We start from the raw sequence: 18,551 nt of genomic DNA on the forward strand, positions 1-18,551 counted from the left end.
TTTATTTCGTTCTGCCCTTTAGTTTATATACATAAGCCAGCACTTCGGCTACCGCTTGAAACAAATCGGACGGTATGGCGTCACCAATCTCGGCTCTCTGGAACAAAGCCCGTGCCAACGGCTTGTTTTCCATCGTAATAACACCGTTTTCTTTGGCAATTTCCTTAATACGCAAGGCGACATAATCCTGACCTTTGGCAATAATCTGCGGAGCCTCCATCTCGGAACCTTCATACTTTAACGCAACCGCAAAGTGGGTCGGGTTCGTGATGATTACATCCGCATTCGGCACTTCCTGCATCATACGCTGCATAGCCATACGACGCTGGCGTTCCCGAATTTTACCTTTGATCAGCGGATCACCTTCCATTTTCTTGTACTCATCCTTAATGTCTTGCTTGGACATTCGGAGTTTTTTCTCATTATCATACTTTTGATACATGTAATCGAATATCGCAAGTATGATAAGTGCAGCAGCAATTTTAACACCTAGACTTAACGTGATGGTAGCAGCAAAGTGTAAAATAGCATCCAATGAAAAGTGAGACAGTGAGGCAATATCAGATTGGTAGCTAATAATTGTGCTGTAAACAAGATAGCCGATAATGGACATTTTCAAAATGGACTTAGCAAACTCAACCAATGAACGCATAGAGAAAATATTTTTGAATCCTTTGATCGGATCCAACTTTTCCAGTTTCGGCTTCAGTCCTTCGCCCACAAGAAGAAAACCAACCTGCATGTAGTTAACGATCAAGGCAACTACTACCGCTCCCAACAATACAGGAGCAAGCAGTAACATCACTTCAATACCATAACGCATCATAAGCGTCATTACATTCTCACTGTTAATATCCATACTCAGCCGATTGATAAAGATATCCGTGAACAGCCGAACTGTACGTTCCTTGTAAAAATCACTGAAAACTGTCAAGATCAAAAACGAGAACAGGAGAATCGAAGCACCGGATATCTCCATACTTTTGACAACCTGTCCTTTTTTACGTGCATCCTGTCTCTTTTTCGGGGTAGCTTTCTCCGTCTTCTCCCCTGAAAACAACTGGAGGTCAAGTTGAAGTTTCATCCGAATCTTATCCTCCGTTTCACTCAGCCCGGCCTTTGTCCAATGGTTCCAAGCAATTTTTCCATCGATCTAAATATCGCTTCGAACAATTGACCAAATACAAAGGAGAAACTGGGAACCAGCAAAAGCAAAATAGCAAGACCAACGAGTAACTTAAGCGGTAATCCGACAGCAAATACATTAAATTGAGGAGCTGTTTTGGCCAAAAAACCCAAACCCACATCCGTCAAAAACAACGCAACTACAATCGGAGCCGACATCTGGAAAGCTAACATAAAGGATTGCCCTAATGTCCGAACCAAAAATTCAGCAATGCTTCCGTCTGCCAACCGTAGGAAAAATACATTCGATAACGGAACCCACCGGTAACTGTAGACTATCGCGTCCAACAAATAATGGTGTCCATTCATCGTTAGAAACAGTAGCATGGCAAATGCATACTTCAAGTTACCCGTAAGTGGTGCTGAGGCTCCTGTCATCGGATCAAATACATTGGCCATACCAAACCCAATCTGAAGATCGATAAAAGTCCCTGCAGTCTGTACAGCCGTCATCAATAGATAAGCCACAAAACCTAAGATCAAACCAATTAGAATCTCTCTGATGATCAGCAAAACATAACTCAGGTCTGTCGGCACCTTCTGGTCTATTCCATAGATCAGATAGACAGATAATGTTACAAATGCAGAGATACCAATCTTAACTGAAGTTGGCACATTTCGAGCTGAGAACACCGGTGCGGTTACAAAAAATGATGTAATTCGACAAAACATAAGCAGAGCGACAGGGAAACTTTGCAACAATGTCTCCATCTGCTAAAGCCTACCCTATGTATCTGTATAGATTATCGAGGATGTTGTACGTAAAATCGACTAAAATATTCAAGATCCATGGTCCAAACAAAAGTACTGCCAGAAGTACGGCAACAATCTTGGGTACAAAAGCTAGTGTTTGTTCCTGAATTTGAGTGGTCGCTTGAAAAATACTGATTGCAAGTCCTACAACCAGAGCTAGTATAAGCATAGGTGCACTGGCCAGCAATGAAGTGTATACCGCTTTCCCGGCCAGACCGATAATAAATTCCGAAGTCATGACCGTCCTCCTTTAACTTTCCGGCTCAAGTGTTAAAACTCAGCAACAGTGACTTGACTACCAGATACCACCCGTCCACAAGGACAAAAAGTAGTATTTTAAAAGGTAATGAAATCATGACCGGCGGAAGCATCATCATCCCCATTGCCATGAGTGTACTCGCGACAACAATATCTATAACCAGAAACGGAATGAAAATCATAAACCCCATCTGGAATGCTGTCTTCAACTCACTGATTACATATGCCGGTACCATAACCGTAATTGGAATATCCTGATAGGTTTCGGGCTGTTCAGTCTGATTATATTTCATAAACAGCAATAGATCCTTTTCTCTCGTGTGAGTAAACATAAATTTCTTTATGGGATCCGCTGCTTTTTCTAGCGCCTCCGTTTGTGTAAGTTCTCCCTGAAGGTAGGGCTGAAGCGCTACCTGATTTATGGAAGACAACGTGGGCGACATAATGAAAAGTGTCAGAAATAGCGCTAAACCGACTAGCACCTGATTGGGTGGCATTTGCTGTGTACCTAAAGAGGTACGTACAAAACCTAGCACAATCACAATCCGAGTAAAACTGGTCATCAGCACTAGCATTGCCGGTGCAATGCTGAGCACCGTAATTAACAGAATAATGGACAGTGAACTCGTGCTTGGTGTCCCACCATCACCATTTCCGATTTGAATATCAATATTCGGAATGGGTTCGGCAAAGGCAACCGTGACCGATGCCAGACTGATAAGTCCCATCAAAAAACACGCTAACCAAATCTTTTTCTTCATGAATCCCTCGACCGATCTGTAGTATTGTCTTTATCCAGGAGCTTCTCCATCTTCTCTTTACGGTTAGGCATCTGCCGAAGTTTGGATTCAAACATTTCGTGAAAAGAAGTTGTGTCCTCCAGTTCCATTTCCCGCGGCGGTTCATCTTTACGGAAGCGTTTTGCGAGCTTGGTAATGAGAGGCGAGAGATTCCCTTGTTGAGCAGCAGCATCTCGTTCGAATGATTCAATGATTCTTTGCGCCTCTTCCAGATCCGAAACCTTATCTATCAACTGGATGTCTTCACCTACACCAAGCAGATATACACTTCCACCAATTTCTAAAATTTGCAGCGACTTGTTTTGTCCCAGTCCAACCCCGCCCAAGGTACGAATTGTGCCGTGCCGGAACATTTGCTGATTCCGTTTGTTTAAAAAACGGATCAGATAAACAATAAGGACCAGGATGACGGCCAGGACAACAATCACCCATACAAGCTGTAAATAATAATTGGCTCCCGCGCCAGCTCCTTCTGGAAAATCACCCTGAGCCATCATCATGTCTCTTAAACGCCCAGTGTCTTGCTAATTGCTTCGATAACCCGATCAGATTGGAAAGGTTTAACGATGAAATCTTTGGCCCCTGCTTGAATGGCGTCAATTACCATCGCTTGTTGACCCATCGCAGAGCACATAATCACTTTTGCGTTAGCATCAATCTTCTTGATTTCTTTCAATGCTGCAATGCCATCCATCTCAGGCATAGTAATATCCATTGTGATCAGATCCGGACGAAGCTCTTTAAATTTCTCAATTGCTTGTGAGCCATCCTGCGCCTCACCAACAACCTCATAACCATTTTTGGACAGAATGTCCCGGATCATCATTCTCATAAATGCAGCGTCGTCTACGACTAAAATTCGGTTTGCCATCTTGATTCAAGTCCTCCCTAAATTGTGCTTATTGTAATTTCTGAATTCGGTCCCATTGGCTAACGATATCTATAACACGAACACCAAAGTTTTCGTCAATAACGACAACTTCTCCCTTGGCAATCAGTTTGTTATTCACCAAAATATCGACAGGTTCACCGGCCAACTTATCCAGTTCGACAATTGATCCCTGTGACAGTTCCAATATATCTTTAATTTGCTTCTGGGTCCTTCCTAATTCTACGGTGACTTTAAGGGGAATGTCCATCAATAAATTCAAATTGTTTTCGTCTACCTGACCATACGCTCCATTTTGTAAATTGGCGAATTGAACTGGCTGTACGTTAACATTCCTATTTGGCATTCCACCGTAATGTTGAGGTGTACCATAAGGTTGCTGCGGCGGCATGCCATACGGCTGCTGTGGCGGCATTCCTTGCGGCATACCCATTGGAGCCTGTCCATATCCGTTGTAGTCCTGAACAGGCTGTTGTGGAGCCTGTGGAGCCTGTTGCTGAACGGGTGGTTGCTCCGCAACCGGTGGTGGCGTTGCTGGTACAACAGCTGGTGCAGGTTCAGGTGTTGATGCCACTGGTGCGCTGGCAGTTGACTCCTGAGCGCCTCCAATCAGCATCTCAACCATGTTTTTGGCAAAATGCACGGGAAGCAACTGCATCAGATTGGAATCAATCAGGTCTCCGATTAACAAACGGAATGAAACTTGAATCAGGGTTTCATCTTCTGGAAGATTACTTACACCCTCGCCACTCTCCAAATTAAGAATATCGATTCCCGGAGGCGAGATATTCACAAAACGATTGAAGATCGTAGACATAGAAGTAGCGGATGAACCCATCATCTGGTTCATCGCTTCCTGTACGGCACTTATATGGATTTCATTCAGTTCTTCATCAACCGGATTTCCTTCCCCACCCAACATCAGATCAGCGATGACTTGAGCATCTCTCTTCTTGATGACCAGCGAGTTAATACCTTCGAATCCATCCACGTAATTCACATGAACGGCAACATGCGGCTTGGGAAACGCTTCTTCAAACTGCGTTCGACTAATGATGGAAACCTTAGGTGTTGTAATATCTACTTTTAGGCCCAATAGCGTGGACAAAGCTGTTGCCGCGCTACCAAATGTAATGTTACCAATCTCCCCCAAGGCGTCCTGTTCCAGCTCGGTCAAAAAATCATCAACCGTCTTCTCAGCAGGTTCCGAGCTGTTTATCGATTCCGATTGCCTCAGCAAAGCATCGATTTCTTCCTGGGATAAATAATCCTTACTCGTCAAATTCTTCAACTCCTTCGGTGACAATCTCGTCTATTTGCACAGCCACACGGTCCTTGATTGTTCCCGGACTGCCCATGTACTTCAGTTTGTCACCCACTTTAATGGAAAGCCCCTCATCAACTGGTTTGTTCAATGTAATGACATCACCAACAGACAGACCCAAAAATTCTGCAATTGAAATTCTGGATTCTCCCAATTCCGCTACGACGGGTAATTTGGCTTTGTTCACACGCTCGCGTAGAGCTTCATATTCTTCCGGAGCTCTCGTTTTCTTTTCCGAAACAAACCACTGATGAGTTGACAACCGTGACATAATAGGTTCAAGAACGACATGCGGTATACATAGATTGATCATGCCTGTCGTGTCACCAATTTTGGTACTGAGCGAGATCAGAGCAATGGTCTCATTGGGAGATACAATCTGCATAAATTGCGGATTCGTCTCCAGCGCTTCCATCCTCGGGGAAATATCTAGCACGGTCTTCCATGCTTCCTGCAAACTCTCAAACGCACGGCTGAATATCCGCTCCATGATGGTCGTCTCAATCTCCGTCATCGATGCGATCTTGGTCGGAGCACTTCCGGTTCCACCAAGCAGGCGATCCAACATTGCATATCCCACATTGGGATGGACTTCCATCACCATTCGTCCCTGTAGTGGCTCCGCTTCAAAAATATTCAATATCGTCATTTTAGGAATAGAACGGATAAACTCATCATAAGGCAACTGTTCGACCTGAACGACATTGATTTGAACGAACGTCCGCAGTTGGGCTGAAAAATAAGTGGTGAGAAAGCGTGCAAAGTTTTCGTGAATACGAGTCAAGCTTCGAATATGGTCTTTGGAAAAACGCACTGCCCGCTTAAAATCGTACGATCTAATTTTCTTCTGAGTTTCTTCCTTCTTCAATTCTTCTGCGTCCATTTCACCAGAAGAAAGGGCTGCTAATAGGGCGTCAATCTCATTTTGTGATAATACATCCACCATGTTCTCACCCCCTTACAGGTCTACAGCGTGTTCTGTTCATTACATTGGCGCCATCACAAAAGCTGAAAAACTTGTGCTGCTCAACTTGCCTTCAGGTAAAGCTTCATTAATAAGTCCGGTCAATCTCTCATTAAATTGTACTCTGCCCTTCGCTGTAGCGAGTTCCTCAGACTTGGTATCCGCAAACGTCTGAATGATAATAGGCTTCACCGTAATTTCTTTGATTTTCTCAAAATCTTCCTTGGCTTTTACGTCAGACAACTTGAATGAAAAGCTGACGACTACAACATGGTCTGTATCAGCCAAATTGGTTTTAATTTCACCAAGCTCTGAGGAAACTTCTACAATCTCATCCGCAGTCATCTTCTTGGGTTCAGAAGCTGCAGCAGTATGTGTGTCATTCTTCGAATTCTGTCCTTGCATAAATACAAATACAACCACCACAATGAGTGTTATTGCTAACAACATCGTTGCTAGCCAGGGCATCATCTTTTTCATCAGGATTCCTCCGTTTGCTGCACTTTGATAGTGGCTGCCTGAACCCCGATTTCACGGTTGTAATCTTTAATTTTGGAAATAACTTCATCGGCTTTCTCAAGCACAATCAGTCTCTTTCCAGTTACCAGAGTAATATACGTGTCCGGTGTCTCTTCGACAATTTCAACCATCAGCGCATTTAACCACATGGGAGAACCATTTAACCGCGTAACCGAAATCATGCTAAGCCCCCTCGATCAGAGTGGGAGGAGCAAGCTCCCCCGCGTTTTTAAATCACTAATCAGCTATTAACGTTTCAGGTTAACAACTTCCTGAAGTACTTCATCCGACGTTGTAATAATCCGGGAGTTTGCCTGGAATCCACGTTGAGCTACGATCATCTCTGTAAATTCACTAGTCAAATCCACGTTTGACATCTCGAGTTGTCCAGCAATGACGGCACCTGTTCCAAACTCAGTACTGTTAGCAGTTACAATATCGAATGCGCCATCAGCGTTAGCATTGGCCGTTATGCGATACAAGTTACCGCCGATTTTTTCGAGACCCTCAGGGTTTGTTACCTTGCCTATGCCCAATTGAGCACCAGCTTCAGTTGTTCCGTCATCCATCGTCTGATTGATGAAGCCATCCTGACCGATTGTAAATGACACGACAGCTTCGTCAAGTGTGATAGGTTCCCCACCACCATCAACAACGAACAAACCATCCGAAGTAACTAGGTTACGGTTAGCATCCACATGAAAATCTCCTGCACGAGTCAAAAAGGGTACTTCCTGCTCACCACCAAGTGTTACGAGGAAAAATCCATCACCATTAAGACGCAGGTCGGTCGGATTATTAGTCGTCATTGGACTACCTGCTAAATGCAATGTATCGATTGAACCTACAGAAACACCTAGTCCAATCTGCTTCGCATTCACACCACCGTTTTCATCTCCAGGGGCAGTAACACCTGCGGTAGTTTGGCTCATAATATCTTTGAACATAACCCGACTGCCTTTGAAGCCAACGGTGTTTACGTTCGCAATATTGTTACCAATTACGTCGAGTTTGGTTTGAAAACCCCGCATCCCGGAAACGCCTGAGTACATTGATTTCAACATTTTTAAAAATCCTCCCAGTCTTCATTTGGTTACCGCATCAGTCGGTCAGCGGCATTCCGGCTCCCGAGAAGGGCCAACCGGTCAAGAAATGATTACGGCACTATCAATCTGAGTGAACACATTATCCTTCATGCTTTCACTATCCATAGCTGTAACCACTGTACGATTTTTGACATTGACGATAAAGGCCATATCCTGCATCAAAATCAGAGACTCTTTGGCTCCTTTGGCAGCAGCTTTGTCCAAAGCAGAACCAATTTGTTCCATTTGCTCCGTTTTGAGTTCAATACCACGCTGTTCCAAACGTTTGGCAGCATGATTGCTCAATTTCAGAAGATTATCTTCAAGCACCTTTGCAAAAGGTTTTTCGGGTGCAGCTGAGGCTTCTCCCGTTTTGGGTCTTTGAAGCATATTTGGCGTAATCGAGCCTGCATATAATTGTCCAACCGTTATGCGATCACTCATACCGTTTTCCCGCTATCTTCCGTATCACCCGTCTCAGCAGCTGATTCAGCTTCCTGGCTCTCGTTCGATTCAGGGGTTATATCCTGAACGTTCTGTACCGGAGTTTGATTCTCTTCTGCCTGTTTTGGATAATTCACCTGAATAATCTCATCCAGCTTAATCTCGTCATTGCCCACTTTCGCGTATTGAACGCTATCTCTTACAATAATGGAATCCACAATACCCTGACGAAGAGTTCCGTTGTCCGCTTTATTAGAAGAAAGCCAACTTACCTCCATACCAATCATACCGGATACAGCACCAAGTGACTGATTCAACGTTTTAAGTTGAGTTGAAATATTGACCAGTTGTTCCACTGAGCTGAACTGTGCCATCTGGGCGATAAATTCCTTATCCTCCATCGGCTGCATAGGGTCTTGGTTCTGCAGCTGGGTAATCAGAATTTTTAGAAATTGATCTTTGCCTAATTCTTTTGTTGCAGCACTTGTTGTAGCTTTATTAGCTGCGGAATAGTTCGGCCAAGTATTATTTGTTGAAACAATTTCAGTAGCCATTTACTCACCTCATTTCTGTTTAAGCCTCTGCACTAAATGTATCTCTCTGTAATTCGTTTCCTTCTACTTGCTCGCTGCGCCAATTACGCAATTCTTCCTGTATACCCGCGGTAGCTATAGCATCATCCGATTGTTCCTCACGTTCACGTGAACGACGTTGCTGCTGAGAGTTACTTCCCGATTGACGGCCGCCATCCTGATACATCTGTGATCCGATTGAACTGTTCTGCGTAACCTCAAGTCGTTCAACTTGAATCCCCTGAGCTTGAAGTGAAGAACGCAGCTGCATCATTTGTTGTTCAAGCATGTCTTTGGCCATCGTATGCTCTGTCATAAACCGTGCAACCAATTGCCCGTTCTGCAAGGTGATTTGTACATCCAATTTACCTAAATGCTCTGGACGAAGTGAGATGGTTGCCTCGGAAAAACCTTTTTGTTGTACAATATCCAGCTTGCTAACAACAAATTGTGTCATTTCTTTGGCAAATTGTGAAGTCTGCATTACAGGTTCAGCCGGTTTCCCTGCTGTTGTACCTGATGTACGCAAGGACAGTTCTCCTGCCGTAATGATGGTTGAGTGATCCAGTTCTCCACCTGTGTTTGAAGCAGATGCCGTATCTGTGTCACCTTTCACCTGAATTCCAGCATTTGTTGCTGCCGCAACAAGAACTTGAGGTGTGACTGAATCCTGTTTGGACGCTTGAAGTGAAGTAGTTGGAGCGACTTGTACAGCCTGATCCTTAACCGCAGTCAATGTATCCAATATGGACTTCAGTTCAGTCCATCCCTTGTTACTCGTGGTATCCATTCCAGCCTCTTGAAGCTGACTCTGTAGAGATTGCAGCAAATGCTTGAATTCGGGAGCGTTCTTCGCAACAGTACTCTCTGGTTCATTTATCGCAGTTACTAACTGTGTAAGCATATCCTGCAAAACAAAGCGTACTGCTGCTGGATGCTGCGACAATTCAATCGCAGGTACTACACTTGCACTTACCGCTCCATCCGCAGACTCGTCAAAACCTTCTGTATTAGTACCTGAAGTATCATTTAGTTGTGCATACATCTGTTGAATCAGGGTCTGCAGACCTGCGAGTAAAGATGGATCATTTTCCAATGCCTCGTCAAGTGAATCCATGTCCGAAAACAATGAATTCAGAATGTCCGTGATGGAGGTCGTTTCTCCGTCTTCACTTGGAGCAAAGGAAAACACCAGCGGATTAGCAGTTAAACTTCCAGTAGCGCTTGAACCATCACCTTCTGTGTTTCCTCCAGATAACGATTGTGCAAGAGTTTGCAGAAATTCACCACTGGCTCCTGTAGCTGAACCTTTCGATTGCGCTCCAGTTGTCTGTCCTGTCCCTGTGGCCTTTGTAGATGCTGTGGATGTCATTTGATATACGATCGACATTTATTTTCACCTCCTCTCAGATATCACCTGAAACAGATTTACTTGTTGCCCATTAATCTGTTCAAAATTTTTGCAGTTTCAACCGAATCCTCTGAAGACATATTTTCAAGCAATTGAGAGCGTGTTGCGTCATCTACCGAATTCAGGATGGTCAAAGTTTTGTCAGGACTCAACTTGTACGTTTCCAATAGTAGCTTGGCACCACTTGAAGCAGACATCGAAGCAAATGTTTGGCTAAGCTGGTTTTTATCCAGGTTCTTGCTCGTGGTTGTTGATGCAGTTGATGTTGCTTCGGTTTCTTTCTTCAATCTGGATTGCAGTGCATCCAGCGCCAGATCACCGGATGGTTTGGCATCCTTCATCATCATGGTCACATCGGCTGCTGTTTTTGGGTCCATTTTTTCAAGCACTTTCGTCCGAGCAGATGATTGCATGGCATTCAACAACAGGACCATTTCTTCATTCGTCATATTTTGCAGAATCGGTGCAGCTTTGCTCGGACTCATGTCCGCATACATTTTAGCTAAATCTTTTATTTGCTTTTGATAATCGGATTCCGTTTCTGGCGTTGCTGCCGTAGCCGTTTCAGCAGCTTTCTCCGCATCATCCAACTTCTTCTGAAGGTCTGTTGCTTTCTTCGCTTCAGTTGTTGTCGCTTCCTGTGCTACCTTAAGTTCTGTTTCTTTTGCCGTAACTTGGGACTTCAGCTTTTCGATTGTCGCTTCAGCACTTTCTACCTGCTGCTCACTCTTCTCCAGCTTATCTTTCTCAGGGTCCAGCACAGGATCAGGTACCCATTCCTTAACTACCGGAATCTTGTTAGCAAATTCAAATAAATTATTACGAATATCTACATTAAAAAGCGTAAGCAATACGCCCAGCAATACTACGGTGAATACAATCGGAATGGAAATCATGAGAAATTTTTCCCAGCCGCCTCCCGATTCTTTTTCCATGTCGCTATCGTCTTTAACAGCCATCGTTCATTCCTCCTTCACGAGACAACTTCGCGTCCGGCTCACATCAATTCGCGCGTCCGGCTTTGGCAGCGAAGCGTACAGTAGCCATCTCGTCCAGATCGTTCTGTTCCCGGAGGAGCATCTCCTGCTGAAATTTGATCTTGGCCTTGTCTCTCGCTCCAAGCCATACTTTTTCATCAACCATCTTACCGTTCAGAAACGTCTGATTCCGTTGCACATTGACCTGAGCATGTTTAACATCATTGTTTTTACGTGAAATGCACTCGTCAAGATGATGTACATAACGCTGCATCTCCTGCAGACTGTTTACAGACGCTGTATTTTCCGTAGCAGATTGGATAATCCCGACCAGATTATTTCTATCGTTCAGAAGTTGTATCAGATGCTCTTCCTCCGTCTGAAGCTTTCCGATCGCTGTGGATAACATCCACTCTGCCTGTGTTTTTTCATTACTCTTCAGGTCAACAACTTTCTGGAAATGATATCGAAATTTCATCTCTTAACCATTCATCTCCTTGCAAATTCAAGAATCAAACGTTCCTGCACTTCACTTAAGGTGACTTTCTCGTCGACTTTCTGCTTTGTAAAGTTCCATATACTATCAATCTGGTCTATTGATTCATCAATCGCTGCATTTGAGCCTCGCTGATAAGCTCCAATATTGATCAAATCCTCCGACTCTTTGTACACAGCCATCAAACGCTTCATATTATTAACGGCTTCCAGCTGCTCTTCCGGAGCAATATCCTTCATGACACGACTTATACTGGCTAGTACATCAATTGCCGGAAAATGACCTTTATTCGCAATGGATCGGTTTAACACAATGTGGCCATCCAAAATACCCCTCACTGCATCGGCAATCGGTTCGTTCATGTCATCCCCATCAACCAGAACGGTGTAAAAGGCTGTAATCGAACCCGTAGGCCCTGTGCCTGCCCGTTCAAGCAGTTTGGGCAAACTCGCAAATACCGATGGAGTATATCCTCTCATTGCCGGAGGTTCACCTACAGCCAAACCGACTTCCCTTTGAGCCATCGCATATCGAGTAACCGAATCCATCATAAGCATCACGTTCATTCCACGATCTCGGAAATACTCTGCAATGGTGGTTGCGATAACCGCTCCTTTGATACGAATCAGGGCAGGCTGATCTGATGTTGCTACAATTACTACGGAACGTTCCAATCCTTCTGGACCCAGATCCCGTTCGATAAAGTCCCGAACCTCACGTCCACGTTCACCCACAAGCGCGATGACATTGACATCTGCTGCTGTATTGCGAGCAATCATGCCCATCAACGTACTCTTACCAACACCAGAACCGGCAAAAATACCTACACGCTGTCCCTTACCTACGGTCAACAATCCGTCGATAGCTCTTACACCAACACCCATGGTTTCAAGTACACGCGGACGATCCATTGGATTAACCGGTGTATTGGAGGTAGAGTACATCGGCATTCTGGATGGGAGGAGGGAACCGTCTAGCGGCTGCCCAAGTCCGTCCAGCACTTTACCAAGCAATTCGGAGCCTACCTGAACTCCGAGTGGTTTACCAGTACCTACTACATCGCAACCAGGACCGATGGATTGAAGTTCACCCAGTGGCATAAGCAGCACTTTGTTATCTCGAAACCCAACGACTTCGGCTTGTAGAGGTTTGGCCGATTTACCAGGGTAGATGTAACATACGTCACCGATACTTGCATCTGGCCCTTCTGACTCAACCATAAGACCAATGACCTGAGTAACTTTGCCGTTAATGCGAACGGGATCAAATTGCCGCAAATGTTCCATATATCGCTGTGAACTAAGAACCTTCATGTTGATTTCTTCGCTCCTCATCCTCAAGTGCTATGCGGACCAGTTCTTTTTTTATTTCAGCAAGCTGTGTATCAATTCTTGCATCTACACTTCCGAACGAAGAACGGATAACACATCCTTTATCTTTGACCGTGGAATCGGGCAAAATCTGCAATTCTGCTTGAGAGTCAATAGACAGAGATAATTCTTCGCGAGCTGCCTGTACAAATGCAAACTGATCAGGAGCCACACAAAGTGTGATCAAACCCTGCTCACGTTTACGTGACAAACTTTGTCGAATCAGTTCCAAGGTATGATCGGGTTCAATGGTAAGTTGCTTATCAATGACTTTCTCAGCAATCCCACAAGCGAGATCCACAAGGAATGGCTCCGCTTCCTGAATGATCTGATCTTTTGCTACATAAGCCTCCTGGAGAACTTCCTGGGCTTCATTCATCATCTTTTCGATCTGCACCTGGAGATCCAGTTCAGCTTGTACTTTGCCTTCTTCAAAACCCTGTTGGAAACCTTGTGAACGAAGTGCTTCGGTCAGATGTTCATCCTGTTGTCGTTGTTCCTGCCACCAGCTATCGATCTGTTCACGGGCTTCTTGAAGCATGCGCTCTGCTTCTTCCGAAGCTTCACGTACTTGCTTTTCTGCAAACTCCTTGGCATCTTCCAGCATCTCTGCGGTAAGACGTTGTGTTTCTTCGTCCACGCGTGCTTGAAGCGTTTCTGCTTCAGAACTTTCAGCACTCATACCATTTAATTCCGTTTCAGACTCTTCGGCACCACCATAATGATGATGATTCTCAAGTCTTTTACGGTCATCAACCGGTACATACTGGAAAGACTTAATCAAATTAGACAATGATATCATCTCCTCCACCGCGTGCGATAATGATCTCACCGGCTTCTTCCAATCTGCGTATCGTTCCTACGATACGTGTCTGAGCTTCCTCAACATCGCGCAATCGCACAGGTCCCATGAATTCCATCTCTTCTTTGAATGTCTCGGACATCCGTTTCGACATATTCCGGAACACGGCATCCCGAACTTCTTCGCTTGCCACTTTGAGTGCCAGCTGCAAATCTGCGTTGTCGATATCCCGAATAATGCGCTGAATCGAACGATCATCCACATTGACGATATCTTCGAATACAAACATGCGTTTTTTGATTTCCTCTGCAAGCTCCGGATCCTGAATCTCGAGCGAGTCCAAAATGGTACGCTCTGTACCCCGATCGACTCCGTTCAGAATCTGAACGATCGATTCAATACCACCCGCATTCGTGTAATCCTGCGTTACGGTAGAAGATAGTTTTTGTTCCAGAACCCGCTCCACTTGAGAGATGACTTCCGGCGAAGTACTATCCATAACAGCCACCCGGCGAGCGACATCTGCCTGTTTCTCTTGTGGCAAGGATGATAGAATCGCTGCTGCCTGTTCGAATTGCAGGTAAGACAGAACCAGGGCAATCGTTTGCGGGCTTTCATTCTGAATAAAGTTCAAAATTTGATTCGGATCTGCTTTGCGCGCAAAGTCAAATGGTCTAACTTGCAGCGTAGCTGTCAAACGATTAATGACTTCAAGTGCTTTTGATGAACCCAGAGCTTTCTCCAGAATTTCTCTGGCGTAATTGATACCGCCCTGAGAGATATATTCCTGCGCCAGACAGATCTGGTGAAACTCGGCCATGATCATATCCTTTTCAGAAGAATCAACTTTGCGAACGTTGGCAATCTCCAACGTAAGTTGCTCGATCTCTTCGTCACGCAGATGTTTGAAAATCTGAGCCGATACTTCCGGACCTAATGTAATCAACAATATTGCTGCTTTTTGTCTGCCAGTCAAACCTTGACTGCTTGCCTTTGCCAATGCGCTCACCTCTATTCGTCAGCCAGCCATGTACGCAGCAGATTGACGAATTCGTCTGGCTTTTTCTTGGCCAAACTCTCCAATTGTTTGCGCACCTGACTTTCGTTCGTTACACTGTCCAGCGTAATGGACGGGAACTCTGTTGCTATTGGAAGAGGAATCTCTTCTTCTTCTTCTTCTACCTCGTTTTGTTTGCGGCGACGGCGTACTAACAAAATAACAACCGCTGCGATCAATGCTGCTATGAGTGCTCCTCCGCCCCACATCATCGTTGAGGAAAGCTGGAAACCCGTATTGTCTGCGGAGGCAGTCTGGAATCCTTGTGACATGACTGAAACTTTCTTTGTCAGATCGGCGTCACTTATTACAGTGCCTGAGTCTGCCAGTGAAGCACGAACAATGTTAACCAAAATGTTCTCAATTGCGTCCTGAACCGGTCCCTGTAATTCTGTTTCTCCATTCGGTGGTTCAACTGCCACGTTAATGGTTAAATCTTTTACAGTATACGGACTAGATATAATATCCTTGGCGATTCGATTAACATCGTAGTTTATTGTACTTGATGATTCTTCCGAAGTGGAATTCCCTGCTGCATCAGCTGATGGATAACCTGGAACTTCCTCTTGCCCCGTGCCTGCAACACCACCTGTTGGGTTGCTTGCGCCGGTGTAACTCTTCTGAATCTCCTGCACGCTAATCTCGATGCCTTTCATGTTCTCTACATCAACGGGTGTGACTAGATTTTCTTTACGTGTTTCTTTATCAAAATTAAGCTTGGAGGCCACCAAAACATTGACTTTGTCTTCGCCTACAATCTGAGATAGAAATTGCTTCACGTTATTGCGGACATCGTTTTCGAACTTTTTCTGTAATGCCATGTTCTCTTGAACTTCTGAAGACAATCCACCACTACCACCCCGGGCAGTCGGTATCAGTTCTGCTTCATCCGTGTTTGTTATTGTGATGTTCTCAACAGGCAGATTAGGAATTGCGGTCTTAACCAAATTAAAGTATCCATCTACAGCTGCCTGATTTGGGTGATAACCCGGTTTAAACTGGAGAGCTACTGATGCAGATGCTTTATCCTGTTCTTCTAAGCCGGCAAAGATATTATCCTTCGGCATATTGACCAGCACTTTAGCGTCCTGTATCCCTTGCATCCGCTGAAGCAACTGTTCAACTTCTCCGTTTAAAGCATTGTTGTACTTTACATCAAACTCTTTATCCGTCATCCCGATCGGGGATGATGATTCCTCGAATGACTTATATCCCAGTGATCCATTCTGAATAATCCCTTGTGAGCCAACATTCACTTTTGCAATGGCAACACTCGTGCTTGGTACAGATATCGTCTTGCCATCTGAACTTAATTTGTATGGAATACTAGATGAATCGAGATAACTGATAACGCCTGCTGAATCACTTGCATTCAAATCCGTGAACGCAACTTCATATTCGGTCTTGGACAATTGCATCGTGAGAACAACTGCAGCCAAAATCAGAAATAGGAAGGTGGATATAAATAATATTTTTTGCTTTTTGCTGAAACTATTCCAATACTGGGACCCCTTGTCCCTGTACTGGGCGATTCTCTCATTCACTCTGTCACCCCATCCGAAACTTTGCTTAGTCTGTCCTTACGCAACCCTAGCCGTTCCATAGGTCTACGATCAGGAGCAGCATCGCAGCTGCTTGTTGTAATGATCAGCGCTATTGCCTGAGCGCAAGTAGATTATTTTATAACTGGGTTCGCATAATTTCCTGGTACGCTTCGACCACTTTGTTTCGGACTTGAGTTGTGAGTTGTAGGCTTAACAAGGCCTGTTCGGAAGCGATCATCACCTGATCCACGTTCGCTTTGCCGACCAAAAATTGATTCGACATTTCATGCGATTGAGTCTCCTGTGCTGCGACGGACCCTAATGCATTCTGTAAGTATGTACCGAAGCTCTGAATGGTTTCGGCTGGTGTAGAAGGCTTGCTTTCGGTTGCACTCTTCATCTGTAGCGGTTGTACGCCCTGTGTGCTAAACATGTTGTTCTGAATCATTAATGTCCCTCCCCTTCATCTCTCGTTTACATATTTCTTGTTTTTAATTTCAGAGCAGATTATCTTCCTATCTCCAAAGCTTTGGAGATCATTGCTTTGGTTGAATTCAATGCTGTTACGTTTGCCTCATAGGAACGTGATGCAGAGATCATGTCGACCATTTCTTTCGCAATGTCCACGTTAGGCATAAATACATATCCTTCTGCGTTGGCATCCGGATGAGAAGAATCGTAGACAGGCTTCAAGGGTGACTGGTCCTCGCGAATCTCAGTTACTCTGACACCATCTCCCGAACTGCCACCTCGCATTTGATTTTGGAGCATTGTACCAAATGACGTTTTGTTCGGTTCAAGCACAACCATTTTGCGTTTGTAAGGAACTGCCTCACCATTGGTTACGCTCGCGCGCGTCGTCTCTGCGTTGGCAATGTTGGAAGATATAACGTCCATCCGCAGCCGTTGGGCCGTCAGAGCTGATGCACTGATACTAAAACTATTACTAATGTTCAATTAGGTTATCTCCCTTCCACGCCAATACGCATGATTTTAATTTGTTCGTTCACTTGTTGGATATAAGCGTTGTAACGCAACTGATTCTCCGCCAGAAGACTCATTTCTCTGTCTATATCGACATTATTTTCGTTGTTATTCATGGACGTTGACTGGTCCATATTAACTACTGGCGTTGGTACGGAAGAGGAAGGACCTATGACAAAATGCCTTGCATCGGTTACTTTACCTCTAAGAACAGGCATTTCTCCATTCATTTGCCCCTGCAACATCTCTTCAAAAGAAACGTCTGAGCGCTTGAAATACGGGGTATCGGCGTTCGCGATGTTGTCAGCAATCGTTCGTTGTCTGATGTTGGACGCATCGAGTGCACCTTGCAATCTTTTAAAGCTAATATCGTTTAAAAGATTCACAATCTCCCTCCTCTCTTTAGAAGTTATGGAAAAAGATTGAATCTTCTTCCTTGAAAATCCTTATGTTTTTTCGACAAAAACATTCGTCTTTACACGGTTTTCTAGGACTTAAGTAGAATTAACTCTGATGTTGTCGTATAACATAAGTTTCTTCGAGATTGGGATATATTACAATAAGAAAAAAGCCCTATCTTTTCTGAAAGACAGGGCTTTTTGTGTATTTTCTGCAAATTATGAATTTTTTCGTAAATGTTCAGGCCCAAAACAAAAGTATGTTAATACTCTCCCTGATTGTTCTTAAACATTCTTAAAATAAAAAAAACCTTTCTCGTCTCGACAGGACTGTATAATGCCCGTAATTATGTATATTTCCGAAATATTCATCGTTGATAATGTTAGAATTATTTGCCGTTAGATTAAGGGTTTAGCGACTATATGATAGGCATACATACGAAGCTGTGTATTAATCAATTGACAAGTTATCTTTCACGAATTAAGATTTCTCACCATTTCTACACAACACTTTCTTAACAATTAAGTAGGGTTTACGTATTTTAATCTCCAGAAAACAATTGGTGACTTCACACTTTTCTACAAATTCTATTTTTGCGCATTTACGCAACATTTACCAATCTGTCAACTAAACCGATGCCCAGACTTGGAATAAGAAACATTCTTTTAATGGGAATGACTGGATATAAAAATTAGAAATAACTACCACTCCGATAGGT

At 44.2% G+C, this 18,551-nt stretch carries 23 protein-coding genes; all 23 read right to left on the bottom strand.

Going from position 1 to position 18,551, the window contains the following annotated elements:
• Window position 1: 1 nt before the first annotated feature.
• Window positions 2-1,084 carry a flagellar biosynthesis protein FlhB gene (flhB, locus tag WFI24_RS26260; protein ID WP_336764927.1) on the bottom strand — a complete coding sequence of 361 codons (1,083 nt, stop codon included), beginning with the start codon at window positions 1,082-1,084 and terminating at the stop codon, window positions 2-4.
• A gap of 23 nt (window positions 1,085-1,107) precedes the next feature.
• On the bottom strand, window positions 1,108-1,896 hold the full coding sequence (gene fliR, locus WFI24_RS26265; RefSeq protein ID WP_336764928.1) for a flagellar biosynthetic protein FliR: 789 nt from the start codon (window positions 1,894-1,896) through the stop codon (window positions 1,108-1,110).
• Window positions 1,897-1,906: 10 nt separating this feature from the next.
• Window positions 1,907-2,176 (bottom strand): flagellar biosynthesis protein FliQ, encoded by a 270-nt coding sequence (fliQ, locus tag WFI24_RS26270; RefSeq protein ID WP_076330675.1) that lies wholly within the window; start codon window positions 2,174-2,176, stop codon window positions 1,907-1,909.
• A 25-nt stretch (window positions 2,177-2,201) separates the two neighbouring features.
• Entirely contained in the window at window positions 2,202-2,957 is a 756-nt protein-coding gene (gene fliP, locus WFI24_RS26275; RefSeq protein ID WP_145318890.1) for a flagellar type III secretion system pore protein FliP, read from the bottom strand.
• Window positions 2,954-3,490 carry a flagellar biosynthetic protein FliO gene (locus WFI24_RS26280; RefSeq protein WP_336765005.1) on the bottom strand — a complete coding sequence of 179 codons (537 nt, stop codon included), beginning with the start codon at window positions 3,488-3,490 and terminating at the stop codon, window positions 2,954-2,956. Before WFI24_RS26280 ends, fliP begins: the two co-directional genes overlap by 4 nt.
• Window positions 3,491-3,501: 11 nt before the next feature.
• Complete coding sequence (locus WFI24_RS26285) at window positions 3,502-3,867, bottom strand: response regulator (RefSeq protein ID WP_017689175.1); 366 nt, start codon at window positions 3,865-3,867, stop codon at window positions 3,502-3,504.
• Window positions 3,868-3,895: 28 nt separating this feature from the next.
• On the bottom strand, window positions 3,896-5,167 hold the full coding sequence (gene fliY, locus WFI24_RS26290) for a flagellar motor switch phosphatase FliY (protein WP_336764929.1): 1,272 nt from the start codon (window positions 5,165-5,167) through the stop codon (window positions 3,896-3,898).
• Window positions 5,157-6,155, bottom strand: coding sequence for a flagellar motor switch protein FliM (gene fliM, locus WFI24_RS26295; RefSeq protein ID WP_145318898.1), 999 nt, complete (start codon window positions 6,153-6,155; stop codon window positions 5,157-5,159). The genes fliY and fliM overlap by 11 nt, the downstream gene beginning before the upstream one ends.
• Before the next feature lie 39 nt (window positions 6,156-6,194).
• The gene (locus WFI24_RS26300; protein WP_145318901.1) at window positions 6,195-6,653 is read right to left on the bottom strand and encodes a flagellar basal body-associated FliL family protein; all 459 of its coding nucleotides are present in this window, start codon (window positions 6,651-6,653) and stop codon (window positions 6,195-6,197) included.
• The gene (locus tag WFI24_RS26305) at window positions 6,653-6,874 is read right to left on the bottom strand and encodes a flagellar FlbD family protein (protein WP_024630220.1); all 222 of its coding nucleotides are present in this window, start codon (window positions 6,872-6,874) and stop codon (window positions 6,653-6,655) included. Before WFI24_RS26305 ends, WFI24_RS26300 begins: the two co-directional genes overlap by 1 nt.
• A gap of 66 nt (window positions 6,875-6,940) precedes the next feature.
• On the bottom strand, window positions 6,941-7,756 hold the full coding sequence (flgG, locus tag WFI24_RS26310; protein ID WP_145318904.1) for a flagellar basal body rod protein FlgG: 816 nt from the start codon (window positions 7,754-7,756) through the stop codon (window positions 6,941-6,943).
• An 81-nt stretch (window positions 7,757-7,837) separates the two neighbouring features.
• Window positions 7,838-8,167, bottom strand: a complete 330-nt coding sequence (locus WFI24_RS26315) for a TIGR02530 family flagellar biosynthesis protein (RefSeq protein ID WP_440131260.1) — start codon at window positions 8,165-8,167, stop codon at window positions 7,838-7,840.
• Between the two features lie 50 nt (window positions 8,168-8,217).
• On the bottom strand, window positions 8,218-8,775 hold the full coding sequence (locus WFI24_RS26320) for a flagellar hook capping FlgD N-terminal domain-containing protein (protein ID WP_336764930.1): 558 nt from the start codon (window positions 8,773-8,775) through the stop codon (window positions 8,218-8,220).
• 19 nt (window positions 8,776-8,794) lie between these two features.
• Complete coding sequence (locus WFI24_RS26325) at window positions 8,795-10,183, bottom strand: flagellar hook-length control protein FliK (protein ID WP_336764931.1); 1,389 nt, start codon at window positions 10,181-10,183, stop codon at window positions 8,795-8,797.
• Between the two features lie 38 nt (window positions 10,184-10,221).
• Window positions 10,222-11,163 carry a MotE family protein gene (locus WFI24_RS26330; RefSeq protein WP_336764932.1) on the bottom strand — a complete coding sequence of 314 codons (942 nt, stop codon included), beginning with the start codon at window positions 11,161-11,163 and terminating at the stop codon, window positions 10,222-10,224.
• 43 nt (window positions 11,164-11,206) lie between these two features.
• Window positions 11,207-11,659, bottom strand: coding sequence for a flagellar export protein FliJ (gene fliJ, locus WFI24_RS26335; protein ID WP_307413693.1), 453 nt, complete (start codon window positions 11,657-11,659; stop codon window positions 11,207-11,209).
• Between the two features lie 11 nt (window positions 11,660-11,670).
• Window positions 11,671-12,990: a flagellar protein export ATPase FliI gene (gene fliI, locus WFI24_RS26340; RefSeq protein WP_036609365.1), complete on the bottom strand. Its 1,320-nt coding sequence runs from the start codon at window positions 12,988-12,990 to the stop codon at window positions 11,671-11,673.
• Complete coding sequence (locus WFI24_RS26345) at window positions 12,977-13,840, bottom strand: FliH/SctL family protein (protein ID WP_336764933.1); 864 nt, start codon at window positions 13,838-13,840, stop codon at window positions 12,977-12,979. The genes fliI and WFI24_RS26345 overlap by 14 nt, the downstream gene beginning before the upstream one ends.
• Window positions 13,833-14,849, bottom strand: coding sequence for a flagellar motor switch protein FliG (fliG, locus tag WFI24_RS26350; protein ID WP_047842476.1), 1,017 nt, complete (start codon window positions 14,847-14,849; stop codon window positions 13,833-13,835). Before fliG ends, WFI24_RS26345 begins: the two co-directional genes overlap by 8 nt.
• An 11-nt stretch (window positions 14,850-14,860) precedes the next feature.
• The gene (gene fliF, locus WFI24_RS26355; RefSeq protein ID WP_336764934.1) at window positions 14,861-16,450 is read right to left on the bottom strand and encodes a flagellar basal-body MS-ring/collar protein FliF; all 1,590 of its coding nucleotides are present in this window, start codon (window positions 16,448-16,450) and stop codon (window positions 14,861-14,863) included.
• 136 nt (window positions 16,451-16,586) lie between these two features.
• On the bottom strand, window positions 16,587-16,898 hold the full coding sequence (gene fliE / locus WFI24_RS26360) for a flagellar hook-basal body complex protein FliE (protein WP_145318929.1): 312 nt from the start codon (window positions 16,896-16,898) through the stop codon (window positions 16,587-16,589).
• A gap of 59 nt (window positions 16,899-16,957) precedes the next feature.
• Window positions 16,958-17,407, bottom strand: coding sequence for a flagellar basal body rod protein FlgC (gene flgC / locus WFI24_RS26365; RefSeq protein ID WP_336764935.1), 450 nt, complete (start codon window positions 17,405-17,407; stop codon window positions 16,958-16,960).
• Window positions 17,408-17,412: 5 nt separating this feature from the next.
• Complete coding sequence (flgB, locus tag WFI24_RS26370; protein ID WP_145318935.1) at window positions 17,413-17,820, bottom strand: flagellar basal body rod protein FlgB; 408 nt, start codon at window positions 17,818-17,820, stop codon at window positions 17,413-17,415.
• Window positions 17,821-18,551: the final 731 nt, after the last annotated feature.

It is taken from the genome of Paenibacillus sp. USHLN196 (genome assembly GCF_037144955.1).
In the GTDB taxonomy this organism is placed as follows: domain Bacteria; phylum Bacillota; class Bacilli; order Paenibacillales; family Paenibacillaceae; genus Paenibacillus; species Paenibacillus xylanexedens_C.